13 protein-coding genes and 2 pseudogenes are annotated in these 14603 nt (G+C 66.8%); 10 read left to right on the plus strand and 5 right to left on the minus strand.

Annotated elements, in window-relative coordinates:
- Positions 1-618: 618 nt before the first annotated feature.
- From ACFYZQ_RS25330 to ACFYZQ_RS25350, 5 genes are all read left to right on the plus strand, one after another.
- Complete coding sequence (locus ACFYZQ_RS25330) at positions 619-1257, plus strand: DUF6230 family protein (protein WP_389151822.1); 639 nt, start codon at positions 619-621, stop codon at positions 1255-1257.
- Between the two features lie 136 nt (positions 1258-1393).
- Positions 1394-1948 (plus strand): DUF6114 domain-containing protein, encoded by a 555-nt coding sequence (locus ACFYZQ_RS25335; protein WP_389151825.1) that lies wholly within the window; start codon positions 1394-1396, stop codon positions 1946-1948.
- The gene (locus ACFYZQ_RS25340) at positions 1938-3308 is read left to right on the plus strand and encodes a hypothetical protein (RefSeq protein ID WP_389151827.1); all 1371 of its coding nucleotides are present in this window, start codon (positions 1938-1940) and stop codon (positions 3306-3308) included. Before ACFYZQ_RS25335 ends, ACFYZQ_RS25340 begins: the two co-directional genes overlap by 11 nt.
- Before the next feature lie 136 nt (positions 3309-3444).
- Complete coding sequence (locus ACFYZQ_RS25345) at positions 3445-3909, plus strand: hypothetical protein (RefSeq protein WP_389151830.1); 465 nt, start codon at positions 3445-3447, stop codon at positions 3907-3909.
- A gap of 423 nt (positions 3910-4332) precedes the next feature.
- A complete protein-coding gene (locus ACFYZQ_RS25350; protein WP_389151833.1) occupies positions 4333-4812 on the plus strand; it encodes a hypothetical protein in 480 nt (159 codons plus the stop codon).
- Positions 4813-4975: 163 nt separating this feature from the next.
- Here the strand turns inward: ACFYZQ_RS25350 and ACFYZQ_RS25355 are convergent, their stop codons facing one another.
- On the minus strand, positions 4976-5359 hold the full coding sequence (locus tag ACFYZQ_RS25355) for a MerR family transcriptional regulator (RefSeq protein ID WP_389151836.1): 384 nt from the start codon (positions 5357-5359) through the stop codon (positions 4976-4978).
- A gap of 63 nt (positions 5360-5422) precedes the next feature.
- On the opposite strand from ACFYZQ_RS25355, the gene ACFYZQ_RS25360 reads away from it, so the two are divergent.
- Complete coding sequence (locus ACFYZQ_RS25360) at positions 5423-6217, plus strand: SDR family NAD(P)-dependent oxidoreductase (RefSeq protein ID WP_389151839.1); 795 nt, start codon at positions 5423-5425, stop codon at positions 6215-6217.
- A gap of 107 nt (positions 6218-6324) precedes the next feature.
- On the opposite strand, the gene ACFYZQ_RS25365 is transcribed toward ACFYZQ_RS25360, so the two are convergent.
- Positions 6325-6525: a DUF397 domain-containing protein gene (locus ACFYZQ_RS25365; protein ID WP_389151842.1), complete on the minus strand. Its 201-nt coding sequence runs from the start codon at positions 6523-6525 to the stop codon at positions 6325-6327.
- A pseudogene (locus tag ACFYZQ_RS25370) lies at positions 6497-7349 on the minus strand (helix-turn-helix transcriptional regulator). The gene ACFYZQ_RS25365 and the pseudogene ACFYZQ_RS25370 overlap by 29 nt, the downstream one beginning before the upstream one ends.
- Positions 7350-7482: 133 nt before the next feature.
- Between ACFYZQ_RS25370 and ACFYZQ_RS25375 the strand changes: the two are divergent.
- Together ACFYZQ_RS25375 and ACFYZQ_RS25380 are read left to right on the plus strand one after the other, a co-directional pair.
- A complete protein-coding gene (locus tag ACFYZQ_RS25375; protein WP_389151844.1) occupies positions 7483-7704 on the plus strand; it encodes a hypothetical protein in 222 nt (73 codons plus the stop codon).
- Positions 7701-8117 carry an ATP-binding protein gene (locus tag ACFYZQ_RS25380; RefSeq protein ID WP_389151847.1) on the plus strand — a complete coding sequence of 139 codons (417 nt, stop codon included), beginning with the start codon at positions 7701-7703 and terminating at the stop codon, positions 8115-8117. The genes ACFYZQ_RS25375 and ACFYZQ_RS25380 overlap by 4 nt, the downstream gene beginning before the upstream one ends.
- On the opposite strand, the pseudogene ACFYZQ_RS25385 reads toward ACFYZQ_RS25380, so the two are convergent.
- Positions 8068-8324 (minus strand): annotated as a pseudogene (locus ACFYZQ_RS25385) (glutaredoxin family protein); the annotation flags it as partial. The gene ACFYZQ_RS25380 and the pseudogene ACFYZQ_RS25385 overlap by 50 nt on opposite strands.
- Positions 8325-8894: 570 nt before the next feature.
- On the opposite strand from ACFYZQ_RS25385, the gene ACFYZQ_RS25390 reads away from it, so the two are divergent.
- Positions 8895-13415 carry an RICIN domain-containing protein gene (locus tag ACFYZQ_RS25390; protein ID WP_389151850.1) on the plus strand — a complete coding sequence of 1507 codons (4521 nt, stop codon included), beginning with the start codon at positions 8895-8897 and terminating at the stop codon, positions 13413-13415.
- Between the two features lies 1 nt (position 13416).
- Positions 13417-13797, plus strand: coding sequence for a hypothetical protein (locus ACFYZQ_RS25395; protein ID WP_389151853.1), 381 nt, complete (start codon positions 13417-13419; stop codon positions 13795-13797).
- Between the two features lie 111 nt (positions 13798-13908).
- Here ACFYZQ_RS25395 and ACFYZQ_RS25400 read toward each other — a convergent pair whose 3' ends face one another.
- Positions 13909-14571 (minus strand): hypothetical protein, encoded by a 663-nt coding sequence (locus ACFYZQ_RS25400; RefSeq protein ID WP_389151856.1) that lies wholly within the window; start codon positions 14569-14571, stop codon positions 13909-13911.
- Positions 14572-14603: the final 32 nt, after the last annotated feature.

A 14603-nucleotide genomic window follows, 5' to 3' on the forward strand; every position in this document is an offset into this window, starting at 1 on the left:
GCTAAACGTCCGGCGTTGTGATGCCGGAGTGAAAAATTCGCCAGCGAGGCGTCGAGGCGGCCGCACTTTGCCAAAACTTGGTAATTGCGGCCGCTGTTACTCCCAGTAAAACGAGCCTGTTGATCTGTCTGGTTCCGTCCATGAATCAACAGCATTGCTCTGCCCTGGGTTGCCACCGAGAGTCGCTCTCCGAGACCGGTGGGTCGTCCTTCGGTTATCGGGCCGTTACTAGCCAGTAACGAAGCCCCTTGTGCGGGCGGCGAGAATGCACCACGATCGGCCACGCTCGGTCCATTTCCGTACCCCGACAGCCGGTCGGGTCACGTGACGATCTGGGTCCCCACCGAGCAGAGCCGGCGGCAGTGGCGCCGGCTCTAGGACAGGGGGGTCTTCGCCAACGGCGAAGCCTGTCCAGCAGGGTTGTGCGTGATGCGTGTCAGGCGCGACCAGTGGTTGTCGCTCGGGGGTGATCGCCGGTGATTCGGTCGCGGTTCGCGCCACCGACATACGGGCGCTCCCCTACCCGAGGACGTAGCACTTCTCCCATCCCTGCCCGGCTGAGCCGCTGACTCGGTGGCGAGCGAGGGCCAGGAGATGTACGTCCGAGAAGGAGGAAATATGGAGTCCCAGGTGCGTGGCGGGACCAGATGGAAGCGGTTCGCTGTGGTCATGGTGCCCAGCGTTGCCGCGACGGCCGCGATAGGTGTTGCCCTTGCGCAGGGTGCGCTTGCTGCGTCGTTCAGTGTGTCGGGGCAGGACTTCAAGGTGCACGCCGACAAGCTCGTCGGCTACGACTTCACCCAGTACGGCGCCATCGACACAGGCAAGGGCCTTGACGGCAAGGACCAGGCACACCCGGTGGCGGTTTCGGCGTTCGACCACGCCAACATCACCAACATGTGCCAGTCCGTGGTCACCCCGATCCCGTTTCTGGGTAAGAACGTCACCCTCAAGCTGACCGCGGGTGACAAGGGTACGGATGTCACGGCCAAGAACCTTTACATCGACGTCGCCAACCTTGACGCGAAGACGGCCGACTTCGAGGACATGGACATCGGCGTCGCCGCCGGCAGCGCCAAGATGAAGCCCAAGGCCGACGAGAAGACGAACCCGTTCGGGTTCGCTCAGCAGGCCGACAAGGCCACGCTGACCGATGTGCACCAGACGGCTTGGGCCACCACGGCCGGCACTTTCTCGCTGTCCAATCTGCACATGGAGCTGAACTGGGGCGACGGCCCGAAGTACGAGTGCTACTAGGCACTCAGTGACGGGCGGGGGAGCCGACAGGGTCCCCCGCCCGTCACCTCTTCGCCCGCCGCCTTCACACCCCTTCACATCTCCATCGCACCATAATCCTCACCACAGCAACGCCGCACCAGGGAGCTGTTTTTCCATGAGCGCCGAGACTCCTGTTGCACCCGGCCAGTTCACCCGCCGGAGGCAGCAGTTCCGCGCCTGGCGGGGCACCCGTCCGTTCTGGGCAGGCGTGTTCGTCCTGCTCGGCGGCCTGCCGATCATGTACTTCCCGTACGCCCACCTCAAGTTCGGCGCCCTGACGCTCGCCATTTCCACCACCGCGGGAGCCGGATCGCTGATCATCGGCGTGCTCCTCGTCGTCCTGGGGATCAGCCTCTGGTTCCAAAAGCACGTAAGGGTCTTCGCGGGCGTGGCGGCGATTCTGCTGGCGCTGGTGTCCATCCCCGTGGCCAACTTCGGTGGCTTCGTCGTGGGCTTCCTGCTCGCCCTGGTCGGTGGTGGGCTCGCTGTTGCCTGGGCGCCGGGTACTCCACCGCAGCCTGAGTCGCAGGCCGAGGCCGCGCCGGAGGTGGCCGGTGCCGCTGAGGCCGCACCGCTGTTCGGCGAGGGCGTGAACGGGCCGGGTGAGTCGAACGACCTGTCGGGAACGAGCCCCGCGAACGGGGCGAACGGGAGGCACAGTGCCGGCTGACGAGGTGACCCACGGGACCGAAGTGGACGGGTCCCGCGCGAGAACCGGGCCCCGCCACGCGGCACCCCGGAAGCCGCTGTTCAGGTTCCACATGCCGGCCGGCAAGGCGATAGCCACCGTGGCGATGCCGACGGCGGTGCTCATGGGCTTGGGCGTGACGTCCTCGCTCGCCATCGCGGACAGTGCCGGCACGTCCAACAGTCAGAAGGCCGCGGAGTACAAGGACTGCGTCAAGGCGCTCGACGGCTCCGAGAACGACTCTGCCTCGCCGTCGCCGTCGGCGAGCGAGTCCACCGGCACGGCGACGCCGACTCCCTCGGCATCCGCCGACGCCGGCAAGGACAGCAGCAAGGACAAGACCAAGGTCTCGGGCAGCACCTCTTCGTCGGATTCAGGTGCCGACGACAAGGCCACGCCCAAGCCGACCGCGACCTCCGGCTCCTCCGACACGGGTTCCGACTCGGGCTCCGGCACCGGCGACACGCCCTCGCCCGCCCCGTCGGCCTCCCAGAGCAGCGGTGGCGGCCTGCTGGACACCATCGGTGACACGGTCGGAGACATCCTCACCGGCGGCGCGAAGGATTCCGGCACGACCGCGAGCCCGACGCCCTCCGCGTCCGAGTCGTCCTCGCCGGCCCCCTCGGCCACGTCGGATACGTCCTCCTCGTCCGGCTCCACCGGCAAGGGCAGCACCACCGACACCGTCAAGGACACGGTCGACAAGACCACCAAGACGGTTGGGGACACCGTGAAGGGCACCACCGACAAGGTGTCCAAGACGGCCAGGGACACCACCAAGACGGTCGAGGACGCCACCAAGGCGGCCAAGGACGCGGCCGATTCGGCCACGCCCGACCCGTCCGCCAGTTCCAGCGCGTCTCCGGACGACTGCCCAGCGGCCACCGACAAGGTCAGCGGCGTCGACAACAATATTCTGGTCGCGGACGACCCCTGGTACCTGGACGCGAGTTCGCTGACGTTGAACGGCGCTGACTACCAGGGCATCGTCGAGGTGAGAACGGCCAGCGGGGCCACGAAGAAGGTACTCAAATACGTCATCTCTGGTGGTACCCAGATCGTGGACCTGCACCAGACGGTGAAGGACAAGCAGTCGGGCAAGACCTACCACGTGCAGAGCGCCAAGGGTCAGGAATCCACCATCACCGGCGGCAAGACCACGATGTACACCGAGAGCATCTCGGGCAACCTGCTGGGCCTGGTCCACGTGAAGTTCACCCCGGACAACCCCCCGCCGCTGAACATCTCGTGGATCTACATGACCAACGTCAAGGTGGTCCAGGCGGCCCAGTTCGGCGGCAACCTGAAGATCCCCGGGATGCGCCAGTACACGACCGACTGAGCGTCGTCATACTTAACAAGCCTTTCCGGGAGCCGCGAATGACTGTGCCCCGCCGGGAGTAGACCCGGCGGGGCACAGTCATTCGCGACGCACACCGCGATACTCAGGAATGTCTGGTAGTTGGAGAGGAGGACAGTTGATCATCTGCTCTTTCGAGCCCCGCGCGGATGACGTCTCCTGGTCGTCGGACTGGCGGCCGGAAAATGCAGACCTGAACTCCTCGGACTTCTGCCTGAAGTACTTCAAGGCAGATCTGCGTCTCGTCGTCCACGGCGTGGATCTCAGTGTGCGCCTGCTGGGAGAGCCTGTGGTCGATATCGCGCTCATGCTGGACTACGCACGGCGGGAACTGGAAACCAGGAGCAACGTCAGGGTTGAGGCCAGTCTCACCCAGCACGTCTACTCCTTCAGCCGCGAAGCAAAAACCGTCAGTCTTACAACGGACTGGCCACCAGCCAGAGCCAAGTTGACCTGGTCCGAGCTGTGCCAGCTCACCGACCGGGCGAAGTCCGAGGCCTTCAAGCTGATCACCACCGCCCATCCGGAACTGCGTGACAACGCGTGGCTGCGGGACGTGGTGGGTCCGCCGCGGACCGTGTGAGGTCACCGTAGGGCGGCCCCGGCGCGCACACCTAGGGCGCTCCTGAAACAAGGGGCCTCTCGGTGACGTGCGTCGCCTGGTGGCCGTCTTCAGGCGTCGGCGATGTACGAGGCTCTGCGCCGTCTGTGCGAGCGGAACCTCGGTGACAGGGCCTGACCCCTGCTGGCCGACGCGGGCCGGCAATCAGCCGTGGGGCTGCTGGAACGCTTGGCCCGACCGCACACAAGCCACACGTCCGGCTGACTCTTGAGGAACTGCACGTGCCTGCACAGTGCACTGGCCGCCGCGCCCACCAGCAGAAGCTGCGGAGGGCGTCAGCTGTCCCAGGAAGTGCCCTTCGCGTCGTACAAGGGTGGATGGTGCGACGCATTCGGCAATCTCGAGACGGCAATGCCCATCGTCTGACAGAAACAGGTGTAATAGGTGACCACTTTCTCCTTCGAGCCTCGCGATGATGACGTCCTTTGGTCCCCGGACACGCGGCCGGAGCATCCGGGCCGGCCCGAGCACCCGGAGCTCACCGGCGCGGACTTCTCCATCGACTTCTTCAAGGCGGACCTGCAGCTCGTCGTCCACGGGGTCGATCTCAGCCTGCGCACGTCGGGACTGCCGGTGGTCGATTTCGCGCTGATGCTGGAGTACGCGAGGAGGGAGCTGCAGTCCGGGAGTGGCATTGTGGTGGAGACAAGCGTGACCCAGGACGTCTTCTCCTTCAGCCGTGAGGCAACGACCATCACTCTCACGACGAACTACGCACCCGACGTGGCCGAGTTGACCTGGGCTGAGCTGGGCCAGCTCACCGAGCGGGCGAAGTCCGAGGCGTTCCGGCTGATCACCACCGCCCATCCCGAGCTGCGCAACAACGTGTGGCTGCGGGAGACGGTGGGACCCCCGGCCGAGTGAGTTCGCAGTCGGCCGGACCGGCCCGGTGAGAGGCCGAGGTGCGCCTTCCCTGTTCACGGCGTTTCCAGGGGTTGTTGCAACATGTGGTCCTGCGTGGGCACCGGGCGGACACCGCGTCGGCTCGGCGGCGTTTCCTTGACTAGACCGAACCCGGACTGCCCTCTCAGTGCGCCCGGTTCAGGTGGGCCTCGAGGCCTGCCGGGGTCGCGGCGCCAGAGAGGTAGCGTTCGAGCATCTTCCGCCGCACTGCGAGTTGCTGTTCCTGGTGGGCGAGTTGGTCACGAACCTGCCTCACGCGGGCGAGCAGTTCGGTGCAGTCGCCCTGGGGCCGCGCGGATCCGGCGCAGGGCAGGATCTGCCGGATGATCTCGGAGGACAACCCCGCGCGGTAGAGATCCTGGATGAAGGCGACCACGCGCACCGCCTGCTCGCCGTAGTCCCGATATCCGTTGGCGCCCCGGCTTGCGGGCAACAGTCCTTGTTCCTCGTAGTAGCGCAGCGACCGCGTGCTGACGCCGGTGGCCTTGGCGAGTTCTCCGATGCGCACGCCGTCTCCTCGACTGGACCAGGCTTGACATTCACGTCAATGTCAAAGTTTAGCGTTGCCATCATGAAGATCGCGAAGATGGAACCAACCAAGCAGGGCACCGCGCTGGTCACAGGCGCCACGATGGGCATCGGGGCGGCGATCGCCGAACGGATGGCCCGGGAGGGCATGGACCTGGTACTGGTCGCTCGCGACGCCGCGCGGCTGGAAGCCGCAGCGAAACGACTACGCGCCGACCACGGTGTGGAGGTGCTCGCCGTCCCACTGGACCTGTCGCACGAGCAGGCTCCCGCGAAACTGGCCGAGCGGCTCGAGGATGAGCGCGTCGCGGTCGAGGTTCTGGTCAACAACGCCGGCGTCGCCCAGGTCGGGCCGGTCGCCGACACGAATCCGGCACGCATGCGGGCACTGATAGACGTGAATGCCAGAGCGGTGGCGGAACTGACCTCGTTGCTGCTGCCCGGCATGCTCGTCCGTGGCCACGGCGCGATCGTGAACATCGCCAGCACCGCCGCGTACGCACCGGCGCCGTACAACGCTGCGTACGGCGCTTCGAAGGCATTCGTGCTTTCCTTCACCCGAGCCGTGTGGGCGGAGACGAAGAGGACCGGGGTGCGGGTGGTCGCGGTCAGCCCTGGAGCGACCGAGACCCCGATGAACACCCGCCCTGTCCCCGGTAAGCGTCAGCCGGAGCAGGTGGCCGAAACCGTGATGAAAGCCATGCGAGGCCGCGGTCCCGCCGTCGTTGACGGCCCTTTCAACACCGTCCAGGCCTTCGTCTTCAGCCGTATTCTGCCGACCCGGACGGCCGCCCGGATCAGCGGGCAGTTCTTCCGCAAGGCAGCCTCGGAAAGCTGACCTCAGCGGTCACTCCGGCTGCCGGGCGCGGACGCAAACGGGTCCGTCCAGCCGGAGCCTGCCGGCAGCGGCTTCGGCCAGGCGCTCACTCTGGACAGACGCCTAGTTCACTCCTTGAGCGATGCGACGAAGGGGGCCCAAGCAGTGGTGCTGAGGATGATGGCGGGGCCTTGGCGCACCTTGGAGTCTCGGACGGGGACCAGGCCGGGAAAGTCGCTGGCTACCTCGACACAGTCGCCGCCGTCCCCGTTGCTGTAACTGCTCTTCAGCCAGAGCGCGTCACTCAAGTCGATCCGGTTGCTTGCCATTTCGGTAATCCTCTGCGGCGGCCTTGATCATGGCGAGGGACGTGTCTGGTGACAGCGCTACGGCCCTGAGCCGATCGTATGCCTTGCGGTACTGCTTCACGAGGGCCGGATCATCGATGGTGTCCCCGCTGTAGGACGCCTCGGTGTAGATCAGCGGAGGCGCATCCGGAAACGCCATGACCTTGATGGAGGCTGCCCGCACCGCATTTCCGCGGAACGATCTGCGGAGTGATCCGGCGCCGCTCGCTCAGCTCCACGATCCGGTCGAGCTGTGCAGCCATCTCTTCTGGCGTCACGATGGTGTCGGTCAGCAGCGACTGGTGCAGGATCGCCCAGTACTCGGGGACGGAATGGTCGTCCTCGAAAAGGTACGCGCGGTCGATTCGAGCCCGCACCTTCTCCTCGATCCACTCCTCGGACGCCGCCGGATGGGCGGACCGGACGAGTGTCCGCGCATAGGCAGGTGTCTGCAGCAGTCCCGGAAACGTGCTGGGGCACCACTCCTCAATGGTTTCCGCGTGCTTCTCCGCCTCCAGAATCCGCTCGAAGTACGCGGCGTGCGGCCCCCGTCTGGCCCGCCGCACATCCTCACAGTGCCGCTCGAAGTATCCGTCGGTTCCCAGCACCCGGTCTACGTGCCGAGCCAAATCCATGGGCATGCGCCGCTTGCCGTGCTCGATGTCGCTGAGGTGCGACTTGCCGTAGAAGCTGCCCTCGACCAACTTCTCCAACGACAGTCCCGCCGCCTCCCGCTTCCACCGCAACTCGCTGCCGTAAAAGTCGGGGATGCTGATCGACCCGTCGATGTCCTTACGTCGGACCACGTGCTCACCGCCGTAACTCACTGTTCTGTTTCCACGGTTCACGTCGCGGACGCGAACCGCCTTCCACGCTAGCGAGCCCGGCGACATTCTGTGAGGCATTCGTCACACACCGCACAGAAGGCTGATAGCGCCCATGCCCGACTGCGCCCCTACCACCTACGACGTCACCCTCTGCGTCGAGAACCTCCGCGCCGCCCTCGCCCTGCACGACATCACGCTGCCGTCCCTCCGCGCGGACCTGCCGAGCTTCGCAGGCGGGTACACACCACCCGTCGGCCTCGTCGCGCTCGGGAACTGCAACACGGTCACGGCCCACGCACTCGCCACCGCCCTCCAGAAGACGGCGGCCGAATGATGACGTTCGAACTCAGCCTGCTCGCGACCCCGAAGGCCGTACGCGAACTGCGCCACCACCTTCGCGCACTCGACTTCGAAGCCCGCCTGTGCGCGACGGAGTTGCTGACAAACGTGATCGACCACCTCGGCGAAGGCACACCCGTGACCGTCCGCGTCACCGGCACGGACGTCGGCCATACCCGCATCGAGGTCACCGACCCGGACCCACGCGCGCTGCCCACCCTCCTGTCCGCGACCGAGACGGCCGAGTCCGGCCGCGGCCTGGCACTTGTCGATGCACTTGCCCAACGTTGGGGTGTGGAGCAGGCAGCGGACCGCAAGACGGTCTGGTGCGAGCTGGGAGAACCGGCGCGGCAGCCAGTCACACAGAACGAGAGAGTTGCTCGCGTACCCGTGCGGGATCGGGATTGACGTGCGGCCGACCGTCCACGAAGACGGTCGGCACGGTCTTCTTGCGCTCGTCCACTGTCCTCATCGCTACGGCTCCAGCCGGGTCGCGCAGATGCTGACCCAGTGCAAGTGGCGGGCGCGACGCTGCAGCCGCATGCGCAGACAGTGCGTACAGTCTGGCCGCCATAACACGACAGGCCGACCGTTGGCCGCGCTGCGACGTTGCGATCGGCGCGAGCACCAGAAGGAACACGACGGGAGCGCCAGGGTCCCCTTCAGGGCCGGCGCGGTCGCGGCGACTGAGTCGCGGAGCACGAACGCATCGGCGGGATTCAAGCGCCCATCACGAAAACGAAGGCAATCGGGGTCGAAAACCGGTCATCTGTGATCGCCTGTCGCATCCCGCCGACCGTCCATCCTCACAGAAACCTCACAGGGAAGCACAGGTGATCCGGTTGAGGGGCACCTCTGGCAGCAGGCTGACCGGCCGACAGATTTACGCCATCAGCTCGTCGCACATAAGTGAACACCTGTACGGATCCTTCTGTGTGGGCCTAAAGTGGCGCCGCGCACCGGCGGAGCCTGACCACTCCGTACGCGCACATCACTCAGCGACCGGGGGAACGCCGTCGCTCACGGGGAGGGGCGCATCGCCATGCCGCCGCGCCGGGCGTCCGCACACATCGATACGACGAAAGCCGTGTGTTCCTGAGACACCCTCGGCAACACGCCGCTGCTCTCTGCTCTTCGGCCGCCCCCATGGTCCCGCGCCCCTGGAACGAAGAAAGGGATGGCTTCTTGCAGCCCAGACCATGGTTCCGCCTGCCCACGTCACGAAGATCAGGCAGGCTTACCTCCGCCATCACCTCCATCGCCACGCTGGCCGTGGTGGCCGGCCTTGCGGTGCAGCCCGGTTCGGTCCGGTCGAACACCGAGCCGGTCGACGACTCCTACAACTGGTACCAGGACACGGCCGCCGAGCAGTTGCGCCAGGACCAGTGCCTGATGGCCGAGGTGCTGCGGCTGGGCGGACCGTCGATGGCCGCGACCGCGAAGGACGGCCTCAACCAGCCGCCGGACAAGCTCCATGTCTTGGCCAACCGGCAGCACTGGGAGCAGACGCCGCTCGCCACCGCCTTCGAGACCGACAAGGACGAGGCCAGGAAGGAAATCGACGCGCTGTCCGCTCTCGAGGACGGATGGGACAAGCCACTCGCGGGGCTGGATCCTCCCGCCGGTTACCTCTGGCCGTCCGACGGCGGCACGAGCTTCTACGGCCAGACCGGCCTGAAGCAGTGGGTCGTCGACCGGTTCTGGCAGGACGAGTTCGACTTCTACGAGGACGCCACCCCGAAGGCCGACGAGAATACGCTCAAGGCCGTCGACGATGTGGGCGGAAGCCGGTACACGACGGCCCCCGACGCGACACAGGTGTCGCGCGAGGAATGGGACCGCTACCTTGCCGAGAAAAGTGCCTTCGAGTGGATGCACGGCGGTCCCGGCCACAACGCGAGTGCCGACGACGCCCGCATCTTCCTGTCCTCCGGCGGTTTCCCGCGCACCGCTCCGCAGCCGGGCACGCCGGAGTACCGCATCGCCGTCGAGGACGTGAAGGCGCGGTTCGCGGCCTGTGGCTGGACTGACCCAATCGACCCGGACAACGTACTGGGCGACATCACCACCACTGCGGCCGGTGAGTGGCAGCAGGAGATCGCCTCCCAGGCCACCCAGCGCAACCAGGTCCTCGACGCCAACAAGTCCGCCGTCGACGCCCTGACCAAGGGCGCGAAGGCCCTGAGCGAGATGCTGGGCCACTCCTGGGTCGCCGACCGTCTCACCCGTTGGCAGGACTACTGGGCTGCTGGCGGCGTGGGCTACGTCGGTGATGCCCCGGCCGTCATCGAGGTGCACGCGTCCAAGGGCAAGTGTCTCGAAGTGCAGGGTGGCGGCACGGCCGACGGCACACCAGTCCAGGTGTACACCTGCAACGGCAGTACTGCGCAGCAGTGGACGGTCGAGGGTGACGACCTGGGCCTGCATCTGCGTAACGTCAAGTCCAGGAAGTGTCTGGATGTGTCGGGCGGCAGAAACGCCGACGGCACGAAGATCCAGATTGTGACTTGCGTCAGCTCCCCGACGCGCACGTGGGAGTACGACCTGCGGGCCACCACCAGTCTGAAGAATCCCGCGACAGGCAAGTGCCTGGATCTGAGCGCGTACGACAACGGCACCGACGCCAAGCTGAAGACCTGCAACGCTACCGGTCCGCAGCAGTACGACGTCAAGCCGTCGGGCCACACCGGCACTGTGCCGCCGAAGGCGCAGTTCGACAAGGCCAAGGCCGGTGTCGCCGCCACGCAGGCGGGGGCGAAGAAGCAGCTTGCCGTCCTCAAGACGCAGCTGGCCGCCGCGCAGAAGGCTGCCACCGCCTCGGACACGGCCATCCAGGCCGCCTACGGCATCGCCGACGCGGCCGGTGCTCCCCGGGGCCGTGGCCTGCTGGTGGGTCTGCAGAAGGACCAGGTCACCAAGGGCGCGGCTGCCGCGCTGACGGCGATGGAGAAGGCCGGCGAGACGGCCGAGGCCGCGACCCGTGCCTCCGCTGGGGACAGCGCCACCATTGCGCAGCGTGCGCTGGCGCAGGCCGCGCAGTCCAAGGCGGAGTTCCGCAAGAAGGCCGCCGAGGCGGCGGAGTTGCAGGCCAAGGCCGCAGCCGACGCGGCCAAGATCCACCGCGACAACGCCAAGAAGGACAAGGAGACCGCGGAGGCCAAGCTCACCGACACCCTGAAGGCCGAAGGTGACGCCAAGGCGGCCGCCGCGGACGCGCACGCCAAGCGGCTCGCGGCCGAGGCCGAGGAGAAGACGGCCAAGGCGGAGAAGGAGAACGCCGCCGCCAAGCAGGCCGAGGCGGCCGAGCACAAGAGGAACGCCGAGACCCAGGCCGGGAAGGCGAAGGACGCCAAGGACAAGGCGGAGGCGGCCGAGAACACCGCCGAGAGCAAGCGCGACGACGCGGTTACGGCCAAGGACCACGCCAAGGCCATGCGCGACGACGCCTGGGACGCCAAGCAGAAGGCGGACGCGGCCCGCGCCAAGGCCGACGCCAAGGACGCCTACGCGGACTCCCTGGACTCCGGGGAGGCAGCCGACGCCGCCCGCGCCGCCGCGAATGACGCGGACAAGGCAGCCGACGACGCCGAAGCAGCCGCGTCAAAGGCTCGCTCCGAGGCCGACGCGGCCACCCAGGCAGCGGCCGATGCCGACGCCGCGGCCACCCGCGCCGAAGCCGCGGCCAGGCGCGCCCGCTCCGACGCCGATGCAGCCCAGGCCGACAAGCTGAAGGCCGACGCGGCCGTCAAGACCGCCACCAGCGCCGCCGCCGACGCCATCAAGGCCTCCCAGGACGCCTCCGCCGAGGCCAAGACGGCGGTCAAGCTCGCCGACGAGGCCGAGCAGCACGCCAAGGACGCCAAGACCCAGGCCAACGCAGCCAACGTAGAGGCCGGGAAGGCACTGGCCGCCGCGGCGAAGGCCGCCGGATTCGCCCATGTCACCGCGCAGGCGGCCGTGGACGCCGGCAAAGCAGCGGCGCAGGTCGCCAACCCGGCCAACGACGCCATCCAGCTCGGCTCCGCCTACGTCGACACCGACTCCGCCGCCGGCCTGGTCGTACTGACCGGACAGGCGTCCAAGTCCATCGCCGACCAGCAGCAGGCCGTCGCCGACGCACACGCCAAGAACGCCGCCGCCGAGGCGCAGGCCGCCAAGAACCTCGCCGACCAGGCCAAGGGCGACGCCAAGGAGGCCTACCAGCACGCGGCGAACGCCGCCCAGTACGCGGCCGATGCCCGCGGCTACTCCAAGGAAGCCCTCGGCTACGCGGCCGACGCCGCCAAGGCAGCATCCGCCGCCGCGGCATCACTGGCGCGCACCGTCGACTACGACCAGCAGGCCACGGAAGATGCCGCAGCCGCCGACAAGGCGGCCGGCAACGCCGAGGGCTACGCCAAGGACGCCCGCGACTCCGCCGACGCCGCCGCACTGGACGCCGAAGCCGCCCGCTCCGCCGCCACCCAGGCCGAACAGGACGCCAAGGACGCCCGCGCCGCCGCCGACCGCGCCGACGCCGCCGCGACCGAAGCCGAACAGGCCGCCAAGGACGCCGACAAGTACGCCAAGGAAGCCCAGGACGCGGCCAAACAGGCTGAGCAGGCTGAGGCCAACAAGGAGGCGTCCCAAGGGGCTGGCACGGGCATTCCCGGTGTTTTCGCCGTTCCGGACGAGTCCACCGTCGAGATCGTCAGCAGTAAGCAGATCGGCACCTGCCCGCCGATGCCGGAAGCCGCCTTCCAGGGCTGCAACGCGATGTACGACCTGGTCGTCACCTACGAGGCCGACTTCTACCTGTGCGCCGACGACCAGGCCCAGGCCACGGCAGACGGGTGCCCGAAGTCGGCGTGGCAGTTCCTTCAGCGGGCGACGCTGAAGAACATCAAGATCGACGGCTGGACGCACAAGTTCTCCGGCAAGGACATCGTCCGCGCCGGATGGCAGAGCCTTTTCGGCGACGTGGCCGGATCGATCCTGTTCTCCTTCTTCGCCGAAGACCTGATGGACTGCTGGCACGGCGACAAAACCGCCTGCGTCTGGAGCCTCGCCACGTATGTCCCGGTCGAAGGCCTGCTCGACCCGATCGCGCGTGCCGTCAAGGCTGTCGACGCCGCTGCCAAGACCGGCATCGGCTTCACCGACGCGTGGAAATCCCTCCGTGCACTCCACCTTTCCGATGAAGCCATCGCCGGAATCGGTGCCAAGGCGATCGAGGCTCTCGGCAAGGCACGGAAGTGGTGCACCCGTAAACTGGCCGGAACGACATCGGTTCTGGTGCACAACACAAACGGGTGCCCGACCGGAACCATGGTGCTCGGGATTGGCGACTACTCAGAAGCACTGGCCAAGGAAATTCAGGGTGGCTACACCTTCAACGGCGACGCCTTCAGGGAAGTGGTCGGCAGGGCCAACGGGAAGCCGATCGCCCTGTGGATGACCGAGGTCTCGAACGTCCTGCGCAACAACGGCAAGGTCGCAGTCAGCCTAAAGGGTTTCGATGGAGATTCGCCGGCTGAGCAATACGAGCTCGCCTATAAGGCCTGGAGGTCGGGCGACTGGGCGGCCACTCAGTGGGAAATGGGTCAGGTAGGTCTCCAGATACAGATGGGGAACTTCGAATGGCGCAATATCACGTTCTACAGTAAAGAGGGCAAAGTTGTGCAGATTCCCGAACCGAACTGGGATGTACTGAATGGTGGGAAATGAGTTGACGTCAGAGGTCGCCGGTTCCGAGGTGTTCCGATCGGACAGGTACTTCAAGGTCTGGCAGTACACCGTCGGCCATCGCAGGTTGCTCCTCCGCAGCAGCCGGGACAGGCCACCGGACACCCGGATCGACATCCACTTCGCCAACGTCGACCTCATGCTTCTTCGTCCCAGCTACGAGGGCTTGGTCATCCGCCGGGCCGACGACGAGCAATGCGAGAAGGTCAGCCTCGACTACGGGGTGGAAGTCAACCCTGGGCGTCTGTTCGTGCTCGGCGGTGATCTGAGGAGCTTCGTCGTCTCGGCGCCTCCACAGTGGCATGAGGACGAGGGCGCGATGGACGATCCGTCATGGTTCGGCCAGATGCGGGGAACGCGCTGACTCGCTCTTTCGTGAGGGTCCGGCGACGGAGTCGGCGGACCCTTTCGCTTCCTCGCACGGGAAGGGCGGGGAAGTGAAGCTTCCGGTTGATCGTGATGACCTCTTCAGCATTCACTCTCCGCCGTGTGCCTGGACCAAAGCGACGATGATCGCTGCGGGAACCCGTTTGCGGGAAGGTAGGTCGTAGCCGTTGGCTCGGGCCCACTCTCGGATGACATTGGTGTCGGTAGGGAGTGCGGTGGGGGCTGATGGGCGGGAAGTAGATGGGAAGAACGTGGTGGCGGCCTGCCGAAGACCGTCGGGAAACTGCGGTACGGCAGTGTCGCCGCTCAGGACGGAGACGAGGAAATCGGTCAGGGTTCCGTTGAAGGTGCACCACAGAGGGCCCCGCGCTTCGTTGACGGCGATGTGCCAGGCGCCCGGATCGTTCCTCGGGCCTGTGATCCAGAAGAGGTGTTCACCGTTGTCGGTCACGCCCACGACGAACAGGCATTGCGGGTCGTAGGGAACCGGTCGGCCCGCCGCCTGGTCGTTCTGCAACTGCTCCCACATGGCTGTGGGCACCCGTCCGGTCAGGTCGACCCACTCCGTGACGCCGTGGGGGTGGAAGACGCGGATGAAGTCGGCGAAGGCGCCAGGGCCATAGACAGCGGCGAGCTGCTTGTAGTCCTCGGGCAGGCGGAATCCGAGTGTGGTCTCGACGGCGTCCCAGTCGACCGGGGGCGCGTCGGCGGGGGGTGGGCACAGGCGAGTGAGCTGTTCGATGCTGGTCACAGGAGTCCTTGGCGGTGTGGCTGTTGCTGGGC

The organism is Streptomyces sp. NPDC001843 (assembly GCF_042891955.1).
Classification (GTDB): Bacteria; Actinomycetota; Actinomycetes; order Streptomycetales; family Streptomycetaceae; genus Streptomyces.

What these genes read in the sequence shown, in the direction of transcription:
- ACFYZQ_RS25335 (WP_389151825.1), top strand. Translation starts at nt 1,394, where the DNA reads ATGAGCGCCGAGACTCCTGTTGCACCCGGCCAGTTCACCCGCCGGAGG.
- ACFYZQ_RS25375 (WP_389151844.1), top strand. Translation starts at nt 7,483, where the DNA reads ATGCCCGACTGCGCCCCTACCACCTACGACGTCACCCTCTGCGTCGAG.
- ACFYZQ_RS25360 (WP_389151839.1), top strand. Translation starts at nt 5,423, where the DNA reads ATGAAGATCGCGAAGATGGAACCAACCAAGCAGGGCACCGCGCTGGTC.
- ACFYZQ_RS25380 (WP_389151847.1), top strand. Translation starts at nt 7,701, where the DNA reads ATGATGACGTTCGAACTCAGCCTGCTCGCGACCCCGAAGGCCGTACGC.
- ACFYZQ_RS25365 (WP_389151842.1), bottom strand. Translation starts at nt 6,525, where the DNA reads ATGGCAAGCAACCGGATCGACTTGAGTGACGCGCTCTGGCTGAAGAGC.
- ACFYZQ_RS25330 (WP_389151822.1), top strand. Translation starts at nt 619, where the DNA reads ATGGAGTCCCAGGTGCGTGGCGGGACCAGATGGAAGCGGTTCGCTGTG.